17 protein-coding genes and 1 pseudogene are annotated in these 17,622 nt (G+C 68.9%); 6 read left to right on the forward strand and 12 right to left on the reverse strand.

The features are described from left to right. Nucleotides 1–109 precede the first annotated feature (109 nt). The 4 genes from AC07FN_RS28335 to AC07FN_RS28350 form a co-directional block, all read right to left on the reverse strand. Nucleotides 110–439, reverse strand: coding sequence for a BRO-N domain-containing protein (locus AC07FN_RS28335; protein WP_478398428.1), 330 nt, complete (start codon nt 437–439; stop codon nt 110–112). Beyond that, nucleotides 396–647, reverse strand: a complete 252-nt coding sequence (locus AC07FN_RS28340) for a BRO-N domain-containing protein (protein WP_478398429.1) — start codon at nt 645–647, stop codon at nt 396–398. The genes AC07FN_RS28335 and AC07FN_RS28340 overlap by 44 nt, the downstream gene beginning before the upstream one ends. A 438-nt stretch (nt 648–1,085) precedes the next feature. Continuing rightward, nucleotides 1,086–2,879 (reverse strand): recombinase family protein, encoded by a 1,794-nt coding sequence (locus tag AC07FN_RS28345; protein ID WP_478398357.1) that lies wholly within the window; start codon nt 2,877–2,879, stop codon nt 1,086–1,088. A gap of 291 nt (nt 2,880–3,170) precedes the next feature. Further along, on the reverse strand, nt 3,171–3,773 hold the full coding sequence (locus tag AC07FN_RS28350) for a TetR/AcrR family transcriptional regulator (protein WP_478398358.1): 603 nt from the start codon (nt 3,771–3,773) through the stop codon (nt 3,171–3,173). A 309-nt stretch (nt 3,774–4,082) separates the two neighbouring features. On the opposite strand from AC07FN_RS28350, the pseudogene AC07FN_RS28355 reads away from it, so the two are divergent. Both AC07FN_RS28355 and mca read left to right on the forward strand, forming a co-directional pair. After that, nucleotides 4,083–4,943: pseudogene (locus tag AC07FN_RS28355) on the forward strand (DHA2 family efflux MFS transporter permease subunit); the annotation flags it as partial. Nucleotides 4,944–5,054: 111 nt separating this feature from the next. Beyond that, the gene (gene mca, locus AC07FN_RS28360; protein WP_478398430.1) at nt 5,055–5,942 is read left to right on the forward strand and encodes a mycothiol conjugate amidase Mca; all 888 of its coding nucleotides are present in this window, start codon (nt 5,055–5,057) and stop codon (nt 5,940–5,942) included. 145 nt (nt 5,943–6,087) lie between these two features. Here the strand turns inward: mca and purB are convergent, their stop codons facing one another. The 4 genes from purB to AC07FN_RS28380 form a co-directional block, all read right to left on the reverse strand. Continuing rightward, nucleotides 6,088–7,521 carry an adenylosuccinate lyase gene (gene purB / locus AC07FN_RS28365; protein WP_478398359.1) on the reverse strand — a complete coding sequence of 478 codons (1,434 nt, stop codon included), beginning with the start codon at nt 7,519–7,521 and terminating at the stop codon, nt 6,088–6,090. Nucleotides 7,522–7,920: 399 nt separating this feature from the next. Continuing rightward, on the reverse strand, nt 7,921–8,586 hold the full coding sequence (locus tag AC07FN_RS28370) for a hypothetical protein (RefSeq protein WP_478398360.1): 666 nt from the start codon (nt 8,584–8,586) through the stop codon (nt 7,921–7,923). Between the two features lie 91 nt (nt 8,587–8,677). Next, nucleotides 8,678–9,511 (reverse strand): hypothetical protein, encoded by an 834-nt coding sequence (locus AC07FN_RS28375; RefSeq protein ID WP_478398361.1) that lies wholly within the window; start codon nt 9,509–9,511, stop codon nt 8,678–8,680. Then, nucleotides 9,508–10,050, reverse strand: a complete 543-nt coding sequence (locus AC07FN_RS28380) for an RNA polymerase sigma factor (protein WP_478398362.1) — start codon at nt 10,048–10,050, stop codon at nt 9,508–9,510. The genes AC07FN_RS28375 and AC07FN_RS28380 overlap by 4 nt, the downstream gene beginning before the upstream one ends. 290 nt (nt 10,051–10,340) lie before the next feature. Between AC07FN_RS28380 and AC07FN_RS28385 the strand changes: the two genes are divergently transcribed. From AC07FN_RS28385 to AC07FN_RS28395, 3 genes are all read left to right on the forward strand, one after another. After that, complete coding sequence (locus tag AC07FN_RS28385; RefSeq protein WP_452615176.1) at nt 10,341–10,607, forward strand: hypothetical protein; 267 nt, start codon at nt 10,341–10,343, stop codon at nt 10,605–10,607. A 67-nt stretch (nt 10,608–10,674) separates the two neighbouring features. After that, the gene (locus AC07FN_RS28390; RefSeq protein ID WP_478398363.1) at nt 10,675–12,240 is read left to right on the forward strand and encodes an ABC transporter transmembrane domain-containing protein; all 1,566 of its coding nucleotides are present in this window, start codon (nt 10,675–10,677) and stop codon (nt 12,238–12,240) included. After that, entirely contained in the window at nt 12,237–13,982 is a 1,746-nt protein-coding gene (locus AC07FN_RS28395) for an ABC transporter ATP-binding protein (RefSeq protein WP_478398364.1), read from the forward strand. The genes AC07FN_RS28390 and AC07FN_RS28395 overlap by 4 nt, the downstream gene beginning before the upstream one ends. Here the strand turns inward: AC07FN_RS28395 and AC07FN_RS28400 are convergent. The 4 genes from AC07FN_RS28400 to AC07FN_RS28415 all read right to left on the reverse strand — a co-directional run bounded on the left by AC07FN_RS28400 (nt 13,970) and on the right by AC07FN_RS28415 (nt 16,424). After that, nucleotides 13,970–14,554 (reverse strand): TetR/AcrR family transcriptional regulator, encoded by a 585-nt coding sequence (locus AC07FN_RS28400; protein ID WP_358580795.1) that lies wholly within the window; start codon nt 14,552–14,554, stop codon nt 13,970–13,972. The genes AC07FN_RS28395 and AC07FN_RS28400 overlap by 13 nt on opposite strands. A 131-nt stretch (nt 14,555–14,685) precedes the next feature. Then, nucleotides 14,686–15,009 (reverse strand): DMT family transporter, encoded by a 324-nt coding sequence (locus AC07FN_RS28405; RefSeq protein WP_452615173.1) that lies wholly within the window; start codon nt 15,007–15,009, stop codon nt 14,686–14,688. 237 nt (nt 15,010–15,246) lie between these two features. After that, the gene (locus tag AC07FN_RS28410; RefSeq protein ID WP_478398365.1) at nt 15,247–15,894 is read right to left on the reverse strand and encodes a hypothetical protein; all 648 of its coding nucleotides are present in this window, start codon (nt 15,892–15,894) and stop codon (nt 15,247–15,249) included. 14 nt (nt 15,895–15,908) lie between these two features. Continuing rightward, nucleotides 15,909–16,424 carry a SigE family RNA polymerase sigma factor gene (locus tag AC07FN_RS28415; protein ID WP_132482104.1) on the reverse strand — a complete coding sequence of 172 codons (516 nt, stop codon included), beginning with the start codon at nt 16,422–16,424 and terminating at the stop codon, nt 15,909–15,911. A gap of 162 nt (nt 16,425–16,586) precedes the next feature. On the opposite strand from AC07FN_RS28415, the gene AC07FN_RS28420 reads away from it, so the two are divergent. Then, on the forward strand, nt 16,587–17,609 hold the full coding sequence (locus tag AC07FN_RS28420; protein ID WP_478398366.1) for a threonine aldolase family protein: 1,023 nt from the start codon (nt 16,587–16,589) through the stop codon (nt 17,607–17,609). Nucleotides 17,610–17,622: the final 13 nt, after the last annotated feature.

Consider the following 17,622-nt stretch of genomic DNA (forward strand, 5'->3'; position numbering starts at 1 on the left):
GGCTCAGTTCCAGCAAGGCCAGTTTCGGTCCACGACCATCGCCCATACCACACCCTAACAACCTGACAATGAATCAACGACTCACGACACTAGGGCTGAGTTTTCTGGATTACTCGGGTCCAACCCTGTAGATGTGGCGAAGACCACTGCATGAGTCGTCGGCAAGCTCGGTGATCCGCCTAGATGCGTCAAGTGCATTTGCGGCGTGACCAGGCAAAACGTGCTTGCTTAGGGTGGACATTATCCACATTGGGGCTGACCTGCCCGTTTGAAGCGCTTCGCCTCGGGGCTTGCGTCTCCGCAGGATCAGGGAGTACAGCCCAGACTCGTTGATCACATACGTCTGCTGTTCACGACCCACGTTGTCGATGACGCCCACAGTACGGGCCTCATCCTCATCCAAGCTGGTCACAGCGTTGCGGGGCTTGGCGATCCCCAGTGCTGCGCATGATCAGCCGGTACAGACCGGGCTCGTTGATCACGGTCAGGTTGGAGTTGGGGCCGCCACTGTCGCGTTTCACGATCGTGGACTGACCAGGCAAAACGTGTTCGCGCACCGCCTCGTTAGGGTTCTTGAACCCCAGTACCTTAGTAACGTCCTTACCGACGAACCACGGCTCGCTGTCGATCGGTGAAACCCTAGGGATTCAGCTGTACATCTGGGTACACAGAGATAGCCATTCCTGGCCCTCAGGCGGCCGTACAGCGACTTTTAGCCGTTTCGGGCAGTTGGGGGGGGACCCCAGAGAAGGGAAGGCCCCCGGTTTCGGCCGGGGGCTGATCAGCGGAAAGGGCTTACCGCTGATTTCTCTCCGCTGCGCAGGAGTGCGGGACGTCTGGGCACTCCGCGTACAACTCGAACACCACGGTTCGGGCGGAACCGAACATCATGTCAGGATCCGGGCAGAAGTCGCCGTCCAGTCGGCGGAAGCACGAGTTGGCCAGGAATCCGATAGCTTCCATCCACAACTCGTCCGTTTCCTGGACTAGCTCGCTGTGGTAAACGACTAGTTGACACCCGTCCGGGCTGACTGCTGCATTGATGAAACACTCGCTATCTACGAGAGTCAGCCAATCTTCCGTGTTCATTTGGTGCTCTCCCCCAGGGCGGCCCGTGCTTCGATGTCTTTATTGTTGTCGTCCAGCGATTCACCCGCGCGCAGTCTGCGCCGGATCTCTTCCCGCTGGGCCTTCTGCTCAGGAGTAGAACGAGGGATCTCGCCTTTGTCGCCGAACGTTGCGCCGTCTCGCTTAAGCTCGGCGACGTGCGCGACTGCCTTAGCCGCTGTATCCGCGTCGAACTGTTTCGGGGTGATCTCAGGGTCGATCAGACCTAGCAACGCTTCCAGGTGCGTAAAGCCGAAAGCGGACTCGGAGTCTGAATTCATCTCGAACCGAACCTTGGCGTTCCGCAGGAACGAGTTACGAGAGTCAGCATCAAGGCCGTTCCAGTGCTCTGAGAACGTCTCTCCGGTCAGTTCCAGCCGATACCCTGCCTGTCGCACCGGCTGAGCTTCCAACTCAGTCCTACGAGCGTCCAGAGCCTCAAGACGGTTAGCGAGCTTTTCCTTGGTCTTACCTCGGAAAGCAGGCGAGGTAATAACATCAGCGATCGAGTTAATCTCAGCCTCGATGCTCGCTAGTTCGTTCGCGTTGTTAGTAGCAGGAACGTACACCCGTTTCTGCATCGGCAGGTCGCCGAAAGAGTCCAGCATGCCGTCTTCGAAAATCGACTCGGCGAGTTCCTTACGAATGGCCTTGTGTCCGCAAGGCTTGCCCTTCTGAGAACTGGCGCACCTGTAGTAGGTACGGGAACCATTCGAAACCGTGTACCGAGGTTCGCCGCACGGGCAGTAGAACACCCGCAGCAACAGATCCGTCTCAGTCTTCCGGCGCTTAGGCGCGGACTTCACCCGCTTACCGAGAGCTTCCTGAAGTTCATCGAACCGAGTACGGGTGATGATTTCCTCGGCACGCTGAACAGGTGCTCCGGTTTCATCCCGCACCACGTACGGCTCACCGAATTTCTTCTTACCCTTGGCATCGCGGATCGGTTTACCGTCCACGCCGAGCACAGGATCACGACGAATCGCGTAGCCGAGCAGGGTCTCAGACTCAAGAATCCGGTTAATCGTCTGGTGAGACCACGCAGCGCCCTTGGATTTATTCCCCGTGTTCAACCGCTGCCGATCACGCGGCGACGGTACACCACGGTCGTTTAGATCGATGATGATTTTCCGGACGGATTCACCATCGATCACACGGCCGACGATTTCAAGGATCACTGCCTTGGCCTCGTGGTCCACCACGTATTCGTTACCATCGGCTTTGTAGCCGTAGGGGGTCATACGACCCGTGTACATGCCTTTGGAGTACGTGTAATCGAATGCGTTGGTGTTCCGTTCCCGGATAGCTTCGAGCTCGCCTGCGGCGACTTCAGCGAGGATGAATGCAACCATCCGGCCAGGACCCGAATTCAGGTCGAAAGTTTCAGACGTCGAGACAATCGACTTGCCGTGTTCCTGGCACCAGGTCATCACCTTGGAGAGATAGATGGACCCCGTAGCTAACCGGTCCAGCTTCCACGTGGCGATGATGTCCCACGAATCGATCAACTCAGGTTCGGTAAACCACGGCTTGAGGTTGTCCGCCACGAACGGGTCAACGGACCGACCAAGGTCCATATCCTCAGCCCAACCAACGATGGTGTGTCCGTTGGCTTCCGCCCAACGCTCGATAGCTAGCCGCTGACGCTCAGGGCTGGTCGTGGTGTCCTCACGCCCCTGAAACCGGCTCAACCGGATACGACCCAGCACCCGTAGCCCCGCGTGAGGGGCTGCCGCCTGCTCAACCCTGCGGTTGGTGGTCCGCCGCGCCACTGTCATGCTCCCTTACCTGCCATGATCAGATCGGTAGCGGCTGGTCATGCGTTACCGTCTGGTCGGTGCGGGCTCACACGGACCGATCGGGCGTGATGGCTTGGGAATCTAGGTTCCCGTGCTGGCCTGGTGACGTCGGGTCGGGGTTATTGCCGCTGGTAACGGGCTGCCCGGTGGTCCGGCGCTGGTCTGTGTGAACTTGGTAAGTAAGAGCGCGAAATCGCCACCTCTCAGGCGTGGCGAGCGGCGATTTCGCGCGAAATCGCCGCAAAGAACAAGTACCCGAAAGGCTCACGTGAAGGCTCGTTGCAGCCCGTCGAAGGCCTGCTCGGCGAGGGGTTCGATCGCCGCCGCGATCTCCTCGTGGTCCGCGCCGTCGAGCGTTCGACGGAAGATCTCCTCCAGCAGCACGCGGTACGCCGTCGTCGCTTGTGCCGCCAGCAGCTTCGCGGTGAACTCGTCGAGCTCCGGCGCCAGCGCATCGGTCAGCGCCCGTTCCCGCTGCTCGTGGATCTCCCGCAGCCGGGCCTGCAGCGTCGGGCTCCCGCTGATCACGCGGACGAACTCCGCTCCGGAGAAACCGATCAGCGCGTCGCGCCGGGCCAGCGCCTCGAAGTAGGCGCGCCGCAGCGCAGCCGGCGCCGACTCGCCCGGCTCACGCTCCAAGACCGTCTGCGCCGGCCCGGCGACCAGTTCCTCGTGCATGTCGAGGAGCAGGTCCTCCTTGCGCGGGAAGTGGTTGGTGACGGTCATCTTCGCCACCCCGGTCGCGGCCGCCACCTGCGCGATCGTCACGTTCTCGAAGCCGTGCTCGATGAACAGCCGCGTCGCGACGTGCGAGATCTCCTGCCTCGTCTGCCGCTTGCGCCGTTCCCGCAGTCCCTCCGTGCTCATGACTGGTCCGCCTCTCCGCGATCCGCAGTGGTGGTCGCGTTCAGCCCGATCTCCCGTTGCGTGGTTTCTCGTGGCTGGTTCGCGTCACGGCCCCCTGGGGTGCGGTTGAGGAGGGCTGTGGTTGACACAGGGCTCATGCGGCCCAGCCTAGTCATCGAGCTAGGTCACACCCAAATAATGTACTTGACCTAATAATTGGGCTCAACCTAAGTTAACCTCCGTTGCTCGATGCGAGGAGGTGCGATGACGGTTGCGAAAGACGCCCCGGCGGCGCGATCGGATGACGAGGTTCCAGCCCAGCTGTGGCGGATGGCCGGAGTCCTGCTGCTCGGCGCGGTGCTGGGCGGGCTGGACGCCACAATCGTCAACGTCGGGATCGACGCGATCGCCGGCGAGCTGCGCAGCCCGCTGAGCACGATCCAGTGGGTGTCGACCGGATACCTGCTGGCCGTGTCGCTGGTGATGCCGATCTCCGGCTGGGCGTCCGAGCGGTTCGGCGCCAAGCGGATGTGGCTGGTCTCCGTGGCCCTGTTCGTCGGCGGGTCCGCGCTCTGCGGCATCGCCTGGTCGGCCCCGGCGCTGGTCGCGTTCCGCGTCCTGCAGGGCATCGGCGGCGGGATGATGCAGCCGATCGGCCAATCGATGGTCGCCCAGGCCGCCGGATCCAAGATCGGCCGCGTGATGGGCGTGACGTCGATCCCGGTGATGCTCGCGCCGGTGGTCGGCCCGATCCTCGGCGGCGCGATCGTGCAGAGCCTGGACTGGCGCTGGATGTTCCTGATCAACCTGCCGATCGGGCTCATCGCGCTGTGGCTCGCGGTGCGGGTGCTGCCGTCCGAGCCGGGCACCGCGAGCGGCAACCGGCTGGACGCCGTCGGCCTGCTGCTGCTCTCGCCCGGGCTGGCCGCCGTGGTGTACGGGTTCACCGCGGCCGGGGCTGCCGGCGGTTTCGGTTCGATGTGGACGGTGGCTTCGCTGGCCGCAGGCGCGGCTTTGCTGATCGGCTACGGTGTGCACGCGCTGCGGGGCCGGGGCACGCCGCTGATCGACCTGCGCCTGTTCGCGCGCCGGGGATTTGCCGCCGCCACCGGCAATTCGTTCCTGCTCGGCGCCTCGCTCTACAGCTCGATGCTGCTGATTCCGCTTTACTACCAACAGGTCCAGCACGTCGGCGCCCGAACCGGCGGCCGCGTTCGGCGACACCTTCTGGTGGGCGTTCGGCATCACCGCGTTGAGCCTGATCCCCGCATTCCTGCTGCCCGCCGCGAAGGAGGAGCCGAAATGACCTTGCGCCTGATGAGCGTGCACGCCCACCCCGACGACGAGTCCAGCAAGGGCGCCGCCACCCTGGCCCGCTACGCGGCCGCAGGTGCGGAAGTGCTGGTCGTGACCTGCACCGGCGGGGAGCGCGGCGACGTGCTGAACAAGCGGCTGGACCGCCCCGAGGTGCGGGCGGACCTGGCCGGGATCCGCCGGCGGGAAATGGCCGCCGCCGCGGAGATCCTCGGCGTGCGGCAGCGGTTCCTCGGGTTCGTCGACTCCGGGCTGCCCGCCGACGGCGAGCCGCTGCCGGACGACTGCTTCGCCGTCCAGCCGCTCGACGTCGCGGCCCGGCCGCTGGTCGCCGCGATCCGCGAGTTCCGGCCGCACGTGGTCATCACCTACGACGAGACCGGCGGCTACCCGCATCCCGATCACATCAAGACCCACGAGGTGACCGCCGCCGCCTTCGAGGCGGCCGCCGACCCGGCGCGCTACCCCGGCGACGGGCGGCCGTGGCAGCCGCTGAAGCTGTACTACCAGGCCGCGCTGTCCCGGGCGTGGTTCGAGGCGCTGGACGAGGCGATGACGGCGCGCGGCCTGGAGTCGCTGTTCGCGCCGGTGCTCGCCGACTGGCCGGACAGCGCGCCGAACCTGGCCGTCACCACCCGGATCCGGTGCGCGGAGCACTTCGAGACCCGGGACCGGGCGGCGCTCGCGCACGCCACGCAGCTGGACCCGGACCACCCGTTCTTCGCGCACCCGCGCGAAGTCGAGCGGGAGGTGTGGCCGACCGAGGACTACCACCTGGCCCGCAGCATGGTCGACACGACGTTCCCGGAGGACGACCTGTTCGCCGGGATCACAGCTGTCCAGGCCAGGTCTCGTGCGCACTTCGGATCGCCATAGCACTCCAAAGTGCGCACGAGCGGTGCGTCCGGGCCGGTCGGGGCCGCAATTTCAATGGAAATCAGAGCTCTGATTTCCATTGAAATTGCGGTGGGTGGACCCGGCGAGGGGATCTTCAGCCGGATTCACCTGCCGTCGGTTGCCGTCAGAGGATGTCGGCGGGGGCGTAGGCCGCCGCATCCGGGTGGCGGGTCGTGATCTTCTCGACCTGGTCGACGATGGCGCCGACCTGGGCCGCCGCCGCTCCCGTGAAGGCGAGGCGGTCCGCCAGGAGGGCGTCCAGCTCCGCCCGGTCCAGCGGGAGGCGGTCATCGGCCGCCAGCCGGTCCAGGAGGTCGTTGCGCTCCGCGCCCTGCTCGCGCATCGCCAGCGCGACCGCCACCGCGTTCTCCTTGATCGCCTCGTGCGCGGTCTCGCGGCCGACACCGGACCGCACCGCCGCCATCAGCACCTTCGTGGTGGCCAGGAACGGCAGGTAGCGGTCGAGCTCGCGGGCGACCACGGCGGGGAACGCGCCGAACTCGTCGAGCACCGTCAGGAACGTCTCCAGCAGGCCGTCGAAGGCGAAGAACGCGTCCGGCAGCGCCACCCGGCGCACCACGGAGCAGGACACGTCGCCCTCGTTCCACTGGTCGCCGGCCAGCTCGCCGACCATCGACACGAAGCCGCGCAGCACCACCGCGAGGCCGTTGACCCGCTCGCAGGACCGGGTGTTCATCTTGTGCGGCATCGCGCTGGAGCCGACCTGGCCCGGCTTGAAGCCCTCGGTCACCAGCTCGTGCCCGGCCATCAGCCGGATCGTGGTCGCCACGTTGGACGGCGCGGCGGCGAGCTGGGCCAGCGCGGTGAGCACCTCGAAGTCCAGCGAGCGCGGGTAGACCTGGCCGACGCTGGTCAGCGTGCTGCCGAAGCCGAGGTGGCCGGCCACCCGGCGCTCCAGCTCGGTGAGCTTCGCCGGGTCGCCGCCGAGCAGGTCGAGCATGTCCTGCGCCGTGCCGACCGGGCCCTTGATGCCGCGCAGCGGGTAGCGCGCGAGCAGCTCCTCCAGCCGGTGGAAGCCGACGAGCAGCTCGTCGGCGGCGGTGGCGAAGCGCTTGCCGAGCGTGGTCGCCTGGGCGGCGACGTTGTGCGAGCGACCGGCCATGACCAGCTCGCCGTACTCGCCGGCGAGCTTGCCGAGCCGCGCCAGGACGGCGACCGAGCGGTCGCGGACCAGCTCCAGGCTGAGCCGGACCTGCAGCTGCTCGACGTTCTCGGTGAGATCCCGGGAGGTCATGCCCTTGTGGATCTGCTCGTGGCCGGCGAGGGCGTTGAACTCCTCGATGCGGGCCTTGACGTCGTGGCGGGTGACGCGCTCGCGGGCGGCGATGGAGTCGAGGTCGACCTGCTCCAGCACCCGCTCGTAGTCGGCGACCGCGTTCTCGGGGACCTCGATGCCGAGGTCGGCCTGGGCGCGCAGCACCGCGAGCCACAGCTTGCGCTCCAGGATGATCTTCTGCTGCGGGGACCACAGCTCGACCAGCTCGGGCGAGGCGTAGCGGGCGGCGAGGACGTTCGGAATGCTGGGCTTGACCGTCACGAACAGCCAGGATACCGGCGACCCACCGCCGTTCGGCCCACCCGGTCACGCCACGCCGGAAGCCGCGCCCGACCGCGACTCGTGGGACTCCTGGGACGAGGCGGAGGGCACCTCAGGGGGCCGCAGTTTCAATTGAAACTGCGGTCCCCTGGCCCCCGGTGCTGGTTTCAATGAGCGTTTTCATCCTGGTCGGCCCGCAGCCGCGGGCCGCAAAGCTGCACGTCGATGGGCTGTCGCATGCGCCGCAAACGCATAACCCATCTACGACACCCGCACCGCCGCGGGTTCTCAGAGGCTTCCTGGCGAGGACAGCCCTGACGCCGTGTCGCCACCCGCACCGCCACGCAAAACGAGGTTGGAAAAACCTCATTGACACTGCGGGCCCTTCGGGCGAGGGGGTCAGTGCAGGGCGAGCTCGGGGTCGGCGGCGAGCACGTCGAGCTGCTCGTAGGGCACCGCGACCTCCGGGCGCTTCGTCGGGTCCTGCTGGTCGTCGATGATCGGGTCGTAGTTGTAGCTGCTGACCATCGTCACGCTGCCGTCGAGCATGTAGTGGTCCGCCGTCGCGACCACGTAGCCGTCGCTCTCCAGGCGCCGGTGCACCAGCACCGAACCGTCTTCGAGCAGCCGGCCTTCGCAGAAGGTCACCGGCGTTCCGCCCGGGTTCTCGCACGACTCCTTCGGCGACTTCTGCACCACGCCCGGCGCGTTGTACTGCATGGTCACCCCGGCGCGGCCGATGGAGTCGCGGAAGACCGTCGTGCCGTGCAGGAACTGCGTGTCGCTGAGCTGCTGAGGCTTCGGCGTCACCGGGTCCACGGCGTGCGGGACGGCCGCCGGGAAGGCCGCCTCCATCCGCTGCTGCAGGGCGGTGGCGTGCTTGTCCATCTCCTCCGGCGGGTAGTTCGGCGGGGTCGTCCCGGCCGGGGGCCACTGGATGTCCGGGACGTCCGCGGCGCCTTCGGCGGTCGCCGACAGCGGCAGCGCCAGCAGCGAGGTGGCGGCCAGGGTGACGGCGGCGGCCACCCGGCCGAGCCGGGAACCGCGGTGAGTCGTGGTGCGCATTCCTGCATTTCCCTTCGTTTTTCGGACAAAATCCAACGGATTGGACATTTCCGCCAAGGACGATTCGAATGGGAAAGGGCTTCGGCGGGCGTCAGCCCTTCAACGCGATTTCCCGATCGGTCGCGATCAGGTCGAGGCGATCCACGTGCAGCTGCCGGTAGGCCCCCAGGCCTGCGGCCTCCGGGCCGGCGGTGTGCGACGCGGTGGCCGAGACAACGGTGCCGTCGGTCCGGAAGTGCCGGACGATGTGCGTCGTCGGCCCGTCCTTACCCAGGGAGGCGAGGCCGGTCGCGCCTTCCAGGACGATCGATCCGTCATCGAGCACGCGCGTGGTGCAGCCGAGCAACACCTGCGTCGGCTCGCCGTCTCCGCACGACTGCGCGAGCTGGACCGGCGCCGCGCCCGGTCCCTGCACCACCACCGTCAGCTGCATCGGCAGTCGGACCTCCTTTCCCTTCGACACCAGCGCGTACTCGAAGCCGGCCCGCACGACGACGGTCGCGGGCGCCTCGGTACCGAGGCCCGGCCCGAGGCCGTGCGGCTGGGTGGTCGTGACGTTGAAGGCCGCGGTGTCGACCACGGGGATGATTTCGGCCAGGTGGCCGCGGATCCGCTCGCCCTCGGCGATCAGCTGCGATTCGGGCAGGCTCATCGGCGCAATGCCCTTCGGCGGCCACTCGATCGGCTTGACCGCACTGACCTGCGGTGCCGCCGGGACGATCGGCGTCGGGCCGGTCATCATGCCCGGCACGGCGGCCGCGCCGGCCAGGACGACGAGGGTCGCCGCCACGGCGCCGATCGTGGCGCGCCGCCTGCGCTGCCGGCGCTTGCCCTCGGCGACCAGGTCGTCCGGCGAGAAGCCCAGCGGCGGCTCGTCGTCGACGGCGGCCCGCATTCCCTCGCGCAGCAGTTCTTCCTGCATCACTCGCTCCTCCTCGCGGCCGTCGAGGCCAGGTCGGGATCGGATGTGGCGATGGCCGCGCGCAGGTTCTCCAGTCCACGCGACGCCTGGCTCTTGACCGTGCCTTCGGAGCACCCGAGGGCCGCGGCGACTTCGGCGATGGGCAGGTCCTCCCAGTAGCGCAGGACGAGCACCGCCCGCTGCTTCGGCGGGACCTCGGACAACGCGCGCAGCAGCAACTCTCTGCTCCACGAGCGCAGTCCCTCTTCAGCCGGATCGACCGTGTCATCACCGGTTTCCGGCAGCGAGCCGTCGCGCCGCTCCGCGCGCCGCCACGGCCGGCGGCTCTCGTCGAGCCACGCCCGGAACAGCACCTTCCGCACATATGCGTCCACTGTGGACATGTCGACCCGTTGCCACGCCCGGTAGAGCTTGAGGAGCGTGTTCTGGGCGAGGTCTTCGGCGAGGTGCCAGTCCCCGCACAGCAGGTACGCCGAGCGGCGCAGCCACAGCGCACGCGCCGCGGCGAACTCGCGGAACTCCTGTTCCCGTTCGGCCCGCATGGAATCGGTCCCCTTTCGCGCTACCGCCGTTGTCTACGGAGCCCGGCCGCGCGGGGTTGCACGAACGCGCAACTCGTTATCGATCCCGAAGATCACCGCCATCCGATCGGTCCAGCACGCGCACGCATTCCGGCAGGTAAATCCCGTGGCGCGGCACGAAATTCGCGATCGATAACCGATCGGTGCATTAATTTGGCCCTAAATGGCCCGGCCCTCGCTGGACGGCGGCAAATCCCGACCATATCGTTGGTGCACCACAGGGTTGATGCGAACAAAGGAACTACGAACGGATGGCCATCGACGTGTTCCGCGATGAGCGGCAGGACGTGTTCTGGATCGTCGGCATGGGCCTCACCCTGAGACACGCCACCACGTTTCGACCCGGCGCGGTGTACGCGGGGCAGTCGATACCGGCCCTGTGCGGCGCCGCGCTGAAGGTTCCGCAGCCCACGCCGAGCGGGCGCGAACCGAACTCGAAACCGGTCACCGACAAATGCCAGGAATGCTCGCGGGAAGCCGCCGAGGGCGATTTCGCGGAAACCACCTGGGACTTCTGACCACCCCGCGGCCCGGCGGAAAATCGGTCGACCGGGACGCATGGTGCGAACTACCGTCGATGTCACCATGGCTTCCAGCGGTTCGAGTGCATCCCGGTTCCTGTGGTCCCTGCTGGCGCAACGGCCGGGACTGCTGACGCTTGCGACCATTTCCGGCGCATTGTGGATGCTGCCGACGGCGCTGATGCCGCTGGTGGTCGGCCGGGCGATCGACGAGGGGATCCGCGACGGCGTCGACGGCGCGCTGCTGGGCTGGGTGCTGGTCGTGGTGGCGCTCGGCCTCACGCTGATGGTCACCGCCGGCACGCTGAACTGGGCCTCGCACACGCTTTGGCTGCACGGCGCGGCGGGATCCCAGCGGCTCGTGCTGGGCCACGTGATCGGGCTCGGCGGCACGCTGACCCGCAAGGTCCGGGCGGGCGAGGTGGTCACGGTCGGCGCGACGGACATCTACCGCATCGGCGGGGTGTTCGAGGTGATCGGGCGGGCCACCGGATCGCTGGTCTCCTTCGCGGTCGCCGCCGCCGCGGTGCTGTGGATCTCGCCGGTGATGGGCGTCATCGTGCTGATCGGCGTGCCGCTGGCGACCGTGGGCATCGGGCCGCTGCTGGCCCCGCTGCGCCGCCGCGAGGAAGCGCAGCGGGAGGAGTTGTCGCAGGTCAGCGCGCAGGCCGCGGACATCGTGTCCGGGCTGCGGATCCTGCGCGGCGTCGGCGGCGAGTCCCGCTTCCACGCGCGGTTCGTCGACGCCTCCCAGCGGGTCCGGGTCGCCGGGGTGGCCGCCGGGCGGATCGAGGCGCTGCTGGCCGCCGCGGAGATCCTGCTGCCCGGCCTGGTCACGGTGCTGGTCACCTGGATCGGCGCGCGGCTGGCGCTGGACGGCGACATCAGCGTCGGCGAGCTCGTCGCGTTCTACGGCGTGTCGGCGTACCTGGTCATCCCCGTTCGCACCGCCACCGAAGCGGCCTACGCGTTCGCGTCCGCGCAGGTCGCGGCCGGTCGGATGGGCTCGCTGCTGCGGCTGGAGCCCGAGCCCGCGCCGCCGGAGCACCCGAGGCCGCTGCCGCCGGGCCCGCTGGACCTGTTCGACGAGGCGAGCGGCCTGCGCATCCCGGCGGGCGAGCTGACCGTGATCGACGCCGGCGAACACGCGGAAGCCCTCGCAGAACGTCTCGCCGGTGCGGCGATCGCCGGCGGCGTGCCGCTGCGCGACGTCGAGCCGGCCGAGGTGCGCCGCCGAATCGTGTTGGCGCACAACCAGGACCAGCTGTTCTCCGGACCGGCCCGCACCGAGATCGACCTGGAGTCCGATGTGGACGTCGAAAGCGCGTTGCACGCGTCCGATGCGCACGACGTGATGTCGGCCCTGCCCGCCGACGGGCTGCTCGACGAGCGCGCCCGCTCGCTCTCCGGCGGTCAGCGGCAGCGCCTGCTGCTCGCCCGCGCGCTGTGCTCGGACGCCGACGTGCTGATCCTGGACGAACCGACCTCGGCGGTCGACGCGCACACCGAGGCGAGGATCGCGGAGCGGGTCGGCGAGTTGCGCCGCGGACGCACCACCGTGGTGCTGAGTCAAAGTCCGTTGTGGATGGCCGTGGCGGATCAGGTGCGGCACGTGGGAGCCGACGCATGAGCACGAAACTGCCGCTGGCGGGCGGAACCGCGGTGCGCCGCTGGATGTGGCGCACGCTCCTGGTGCACCGCCGTCGCTTCGCCGCGATGATGCTGCTGTTCGGCCTGACGACGCTGGTCGGGCTGATCGGGCCGCAGATCCTCGGTTCCCTCGTCGACTCGGTGGTCACCGGCACCACCACCGGATACGTCGACCTGCTCGCCGCGGTGTTCCTCGTGGTGCTGGTGGTGCAGGCGCTGCTGGCTCGTTCGGCCAGGATGCGCGCGACGATGCTCGGCGAGCACCTGCTGGCGGAATCGCGCGAGAGCATGGTCGGCCACGCGCTGCGGCTGCCGCTGGGCACCGTCGAGGCGGCCGGCACCGGCGACCTGCTCAGCCGCGCGACCACGGACGTCGACCGGCTCGACTACACGATCCGCAACGCCGCGCCCGAGATCGCCACGGCTCTGATCACCATCGTGCTGACCGGCACGGCGATGATCATCACCTCGCCGCTGCTCGCCTGCGGGATGCTGGTCGCGGTGCCGCTGATGGTCTTCAGCACCCGCTGGTACTTCCCGCGTTCGCTGCCGAACATCGAGCAGGTCGCGGCGAACTGGTCGGAAGCCCAGTCGAGCACGCACGAATCCGTCGAGGGCGCGCGGGCCATCGCGGCCCTGCGCCTGGGCGCGCGCCGCCGGGCGCACAACGAGCAGGTGCTCGGCCGGGCCGCCGCGGCGGAGAAGCGGCACCGGAACATGCTCACGGTGTGGCTGCCGTTCCTGGAGCTGTCGTACGTGCTGCCGATCGGCGCGATCCTGCTCATCGGCGGCTGGGCGTACCAGGCGGAACTCGTCGAGCTCGGCACCATCATCACCGTCGTGCTCTACGCGCAGGCGATGTCGAACCCGTTCGACGAGCTGTTCATGTGGCTCGAAGAGCTGCAGACCGGGCACACGGCGCTGCAACGCATCCTCGGCGTCCGCGAGGTCCCGGTGGCCGACGACGACGCGTCCCGCCCCGGGGAGGAGCCGGGTCGCGACCTGGTGATCCGCGACGTGCGCTTCTCCTACCGGGAGGACCGGGAGATCCTGCACGGCATCGACCTGGCCGTCCCGGCCGGTCAGCGGCTGGTGATCGTCGGCCCGTCCGGCGCGGGCAAGTCGACGCTCGGCAGGCTGATCGCCGGCATCAGCCGGCCGGACTCCGGATCGGTCGCCTTCGGCAGCACGGAGATCACCGACCTGCCCGCCGCGCGGCTGCGCCGCGAGGTGGTGCTGCTGACCCAGGAGCACCACGTCTTCGCCTGCTCGCTGCGGGAGAACCTCGCGCTGGCCGACGGCGACCCGAACGACGACCAGCTGACCGACGCGCTCAAGGCGGTCGGGCTGCAGGACTGGGTGTCGGCGCTACCGGACGGGCTGGACACGGTCCTCGGTGCGGGCGGGCACCCGGTCCCGGCGGCCCGCGCGCAGCAGCTCGCGCTGGCCCGTGTGCTGCTGGCCGACCCGCACACGGTGGTCCTCGACGAGGCGACATCGCTGCTGGACAACGTCACGTCGCGGGAGCTCGAACGGGCGCTTTCGACGCTGCTGGCGGGGCGCACGGTGATCGCTATCGCGCACCGCCTGCACACCGCGCGCAACGCCGACCAGGTGGCCGTGATGTCCGACGGGCGCATCGTCGAGCTGGGCAGCCACGAGGAGCTGCTCGCCGCCGACGGCTCGTACGCGCGGCTGTACCGGGTGGCTCAGCCGAGCTGAGAGCGCAGCATCCGGCGCGCCGCGCCGCGGGGATCCGGGTCGCTTTCGATCAGCGCGTTCACCACCGCGCCGTCCACCAGCGCGATCAGTTCGAGCAGCCGTTCGCGGCCGACCTCCATGCCGCTGCGGGCGAAGATCTCCGCGAGCAGGTCGTGCAGTTCGGCGCTGAGCTCGCGCATCAGCGGCGCCAGGTAAGGACGGCGCGGCGAGCCGACCAGCCGCTCGTAGCGCAGCAGCACCGGCTCCGCGCCGCCGTCGCGCGATCCGGTGCCCAGCAGGAGGTCCAGCAGCAGCTCGATCACCGCGTCGGTGCCGCGCGGGCGCTCGGCGAGCTCGTCGAGTCGGGCCCGGCCGGTGGCGAGCTCCTGCCGCGACTCGTACTCGACGGCGGCGCTGACCAGATCGTCCAGCGACGAGAAGTAGTAGGTGGTGGAGGCCAGTGGCAAGCCGGCACGCTCGGCGACCGCACGATGCCGCACGGCTTCGAAGCCGCCCTCGGCCAGCAGCTGCGCGGCAGCCACGACCAAGGCCTGCCGCCGCCGCTCGCCCTTCGGAGTACTGGCCGCTGTCATGTCTGCCGATCCTATTCGTCAGCGAGCACGGCGTGGTCACGCGAACGGTCGTGAGCGGCGGTGGCCACCTGGGCGACCACCACCACTCACGACCACCGGCGCGATTCCGCGAGAAATGCCCCGTCCGCGGGTCAGTGGCCGGCGCCCGCGAGGTTCAGGCCGATCACGCCGGCGACGATCAGCACGATCGAGACCAGCTTCAGCGCGGAGACGCCGTCGCCCAGCCAGACCATGCCGATGATCGCCGTCAGCGCGGCGCCGATGCCGGTCCACACCGCGTACGCGGGGCCCGCGGGCAACGTCCGCATCGCGTACGCCAGGCCCGCGAAGCTGATGGCGGCCAGCACGAAGAACGACACCGTCGGGATCAGCCGGCTGAAGCCGTGCGAGAGCTTGAGCGAGATCGCCCAACCCGCCTCGAAGATTCCCGAAACCATCAGAATGATCCAGGCCATCATTGCTGGTCGCCCTTCCCTCGATCCGGCAGCCGGGCCGCTCACCCGCTGTCTGGTACTAACGTACCAATAATCTGGTACGGCAGTACCGTTCTGGTGAGCGATGCCACCACATACCGGACACGAGGGACGCGCGGAGAACCGTTTCCGCAGTTCAGAGCTCGTGAGCGGTTTGGAGTGCCATAGCGATCCAAAGCACTCACGAGCGAAGCGAACCGAACTACCGCGCCGCGGAGATCAGAACTGGTCGGCCAGGCCGCCCGCGATCGACGCGATCCGCGCGCCGTACGGCGCCGCCGGAGAGCCGGCGTCCGGATCGCTGAGCACGACGACCAGCTTGCCGCTGCGGGCCTTGCGCACCGACTGCTCGGTGCCGTCCGGGCGCCGCACGTCGCCGGGCGTCGCCTGCTCCGGCGACACCGCGCCAACCGGGCTCACGATCACCGTGACGCTGCCCGACGAAGACCCGTCGCGCAGCACGAACGAAGCCGTCTTCGCGCCGGACGGGCACGGGTCCGGGGCGACCGGCGCCATCCCGGCGGCCTCCGGCAGCTGCTTGGTCACCGCCGCCGCGAGCTGCGCGTCCGGCCCGCACCGGCCCGAGCGGTCACCCAGGACGACCGGCCCGTCGACGCGCGGGGAGATCGACGCGGTCTCCGGCCGGCTCGCGACGTCGCTGCTCGACGACGACCCGAACATGCCGGTCCCCAAGCCGACGCCGCCCACCAGCACGGCGGCCGCGACCACCGTGCCGCCCAACGCCGCCATCCGGCGGCGCGCCGTGATCCGCCGCGATGCCTGCGCCACGTCGCTCTCGTCGAACGACGCCGGAGGCACGGACTGCACCGAATCGCGGAACAGCTCCTCGAGCTTGCGTTCGTCCACCTACCCGCACCTCCTCACGCCGACCGCAGGTCGCCGAGCTCATCACCCAGCGCTTCCCGCAACGCCGCCAGCCCCCGGGCGGACTGGCTCTTCACGTTGCCTTCGCTGCACTTCATGACTGCCGCCACCCCCGCGACGTCCAATCCCTCCAGGAATCGGAGCACCAACACCGCCCGCTGCTTCGGCGGCACCTTCTGCAAGCCCGCGAGCAGGGTCTGCTTGGTCGCCACCGAGTTGTCCACGTCCGGCGAGTCCACCGGCCGGTCCGGCAGCACCTCCGCGGCGCGCTCCCGCCGCCACGGCCGCCGGGACTCGTCGATCACCGCGCGGGTCAGGGTGCGCCGCACGTACGCGTCCAGTGCGCCCTTGTCGCGGACTTTGCGCCAATGCCGGTGCAACGCGATGAACGCGGTCTGGGCGAGATCGTCCGCGCGGTGCCAATCGCCGCACATCATGTACGCCATTCGACGCACCGCCTCCCGCCGAGCCGCGAAGTACTCCGCGAACTCCTGCTCTTCGCGCTGGTCCACGCGGAACTCTCCGCTCGTTGTGCCTGCACCTGTACGGACGGAATCGCCGACCCCGGCCGTTGCACGGCACCGGCGATCCACCTGTGATTGATACCGCAGCCGCCGCAGCGGTGTCAGCAGGGTTGCTGCCCGAACCCGGTGCCGATGTGGTGTGATCTGTTCGTGACCAACACGGCGCCGATCGACCTCCGTTCCGACACGGTCACGCGTCCCGACGAGCAGATGTCCGCGGCCATGGCCGCGGCCGAAGTCGGCGACGACGTGCTCGACCACGACCCGACGATGCGTGCGCTGGAAGAACGCGTCGCGCAGCTGCTCGGCACCGCTGCCGCCCTGTGGGTGCCCAGCGGCACGATGGGCAACCTGATCGCCCTGATGCTGCACCTGAAACGCGGGGACCGGTTCCTCGCGCCGCGCGGCGCTCACGTGCTGAACCACGAGCTCGGCTCCGCCGCCTGGCTGGCCGGCGGCATGCCGGAGCCGCTGGACTGGAGCGCCGGGCCGGGACGTCCGACGGCCGAGGCGGTGCGGGCCCAGCTGGGCGGCGCAGCCGCCTACGACATGCTGCACACCACGCTGTTGTGCCTGGAGAACACGCACAACGGCGCGGGCGGCTCGGTCATCCCGCCGGACGAGCACGTCAGGCTCGCGGCGGCCGCGCGCGAAGGCGGCCTGAAGGTCCACCTCGACGGCGCCCGGCTCTGGAACGCCTCGGTCGCGCTCGGCGTCCCGCCGGCCGCGCTGACCGTCGGCGTCGACACCGTGCAGGCCTGCCTGAGCAAGGGGCTCGGCGCGCCGGTCGGCTCCGTCGTCGCGGGCAGCGAGGAATTCATCGGCGAGGCCCGCCGGGTGCGCAAGATGCTCGGCGGCGGCGTCCGGCAGGGCGGCGTGCTCGCCGCGGCCGGGCTCGTCGCGCTGGACCGGATCGACGCGCTCGCCGAGGACCACGACAACGCCCGCGCGCTCGCCGATGGGCTCACCGAGCTCGGCTGGGACGTCACCCCACCGCAGACCAACATCGTTCTCGCGGCGGTTCCGGACGTCCAGCTGACCCTGCGACGCTTGCAGGCGATCGGGGTGCGGGCGGTGCCGATGAGCGGGCAGGTCCGGTTCGTGACGCACCGCGACGTGTCCAAGACCGACATCGAGGAAGCGCTCCGCAGGATCGGCGGAGCCCGGCTGTAGGACTCCCGTTGGA

The sequence above is a fragment of the Saccharopolyspora sp. NPDC045941 genome, assembly GCF_056431445.1.

What these genes read in the sequence shown, in the direction of transcription:
- AC07FN_RS28395 (WP_478398364.1), top strand. Translation starts at nt 12,237, where the DNA reads ATGAGCACGAAACTGCCGCTGGCGGGCGGAACCGCGGTGCGCCGCTGG.
- AC07FN_RS28350 (WP_478398358.1), bottom strand. Translation starts at nt 3,773, where the DNA reads ATGAGCACGGAGGGACTGCGGGAACGGCGCAAGCGGCAGACGAGGCAG.
- AC07FN_RS28405 (WP_452615173.1), bottom strand. Translation starts at nt 15,009, where the DNA reads ATGGCCTGGATCATTCTGATGGTTTCGGGAATCTTCGAGGCGGGTTGG.
- AC07FN_RS28385 (WP_452615176.1), top strand. Translation starts at nt 10,341, where the DNA reads ATGGCCATCGACGTGTTCCGCGATGAGCGGCAGGACGTGTTCTGGATC.
- mca (WP_478398430.1), top strand. Translation starts at nt 5,055, where the DNA reads ATGACCTTGCGCCTGATGAGCGTGCACGCCCACCCCGACGACGAGTCC.
- AC07FN_RS28400 (WP_358580795.1), bottom strand. Translation starts at nt 14,554, where the DNA reads ATGACAGCGGCCAGTACTCCGAAGGGCGAGCGGCGGCGGCAGGCCTTG.
- AC07FN_RS28380 (WP_478398362.1), bottom strand. Translation starts at nt 10,050, where the DNA reads ATGCGGGCCGAACGGGAACAGGAGTTCCGCGAGTTCGCCGCGGCGCGT.
- AC07FN_RS28370 (WP_478398360.1), bottom strand. Translation starts at nt 8,586, where the DNA reads ATGCGCACCACGACTCACCGCGGTTCCCGGCTCGGCCGGGTGGCCGCC.
- AC07FN_RS28390 (WP_478398363.1), top strand. Translation starts at nt 10,675, where the DNA reads ATGGCTTCCAGCGGTTCGAGTGCATCCCGGTTCCTGTGGTCCCTGCTG.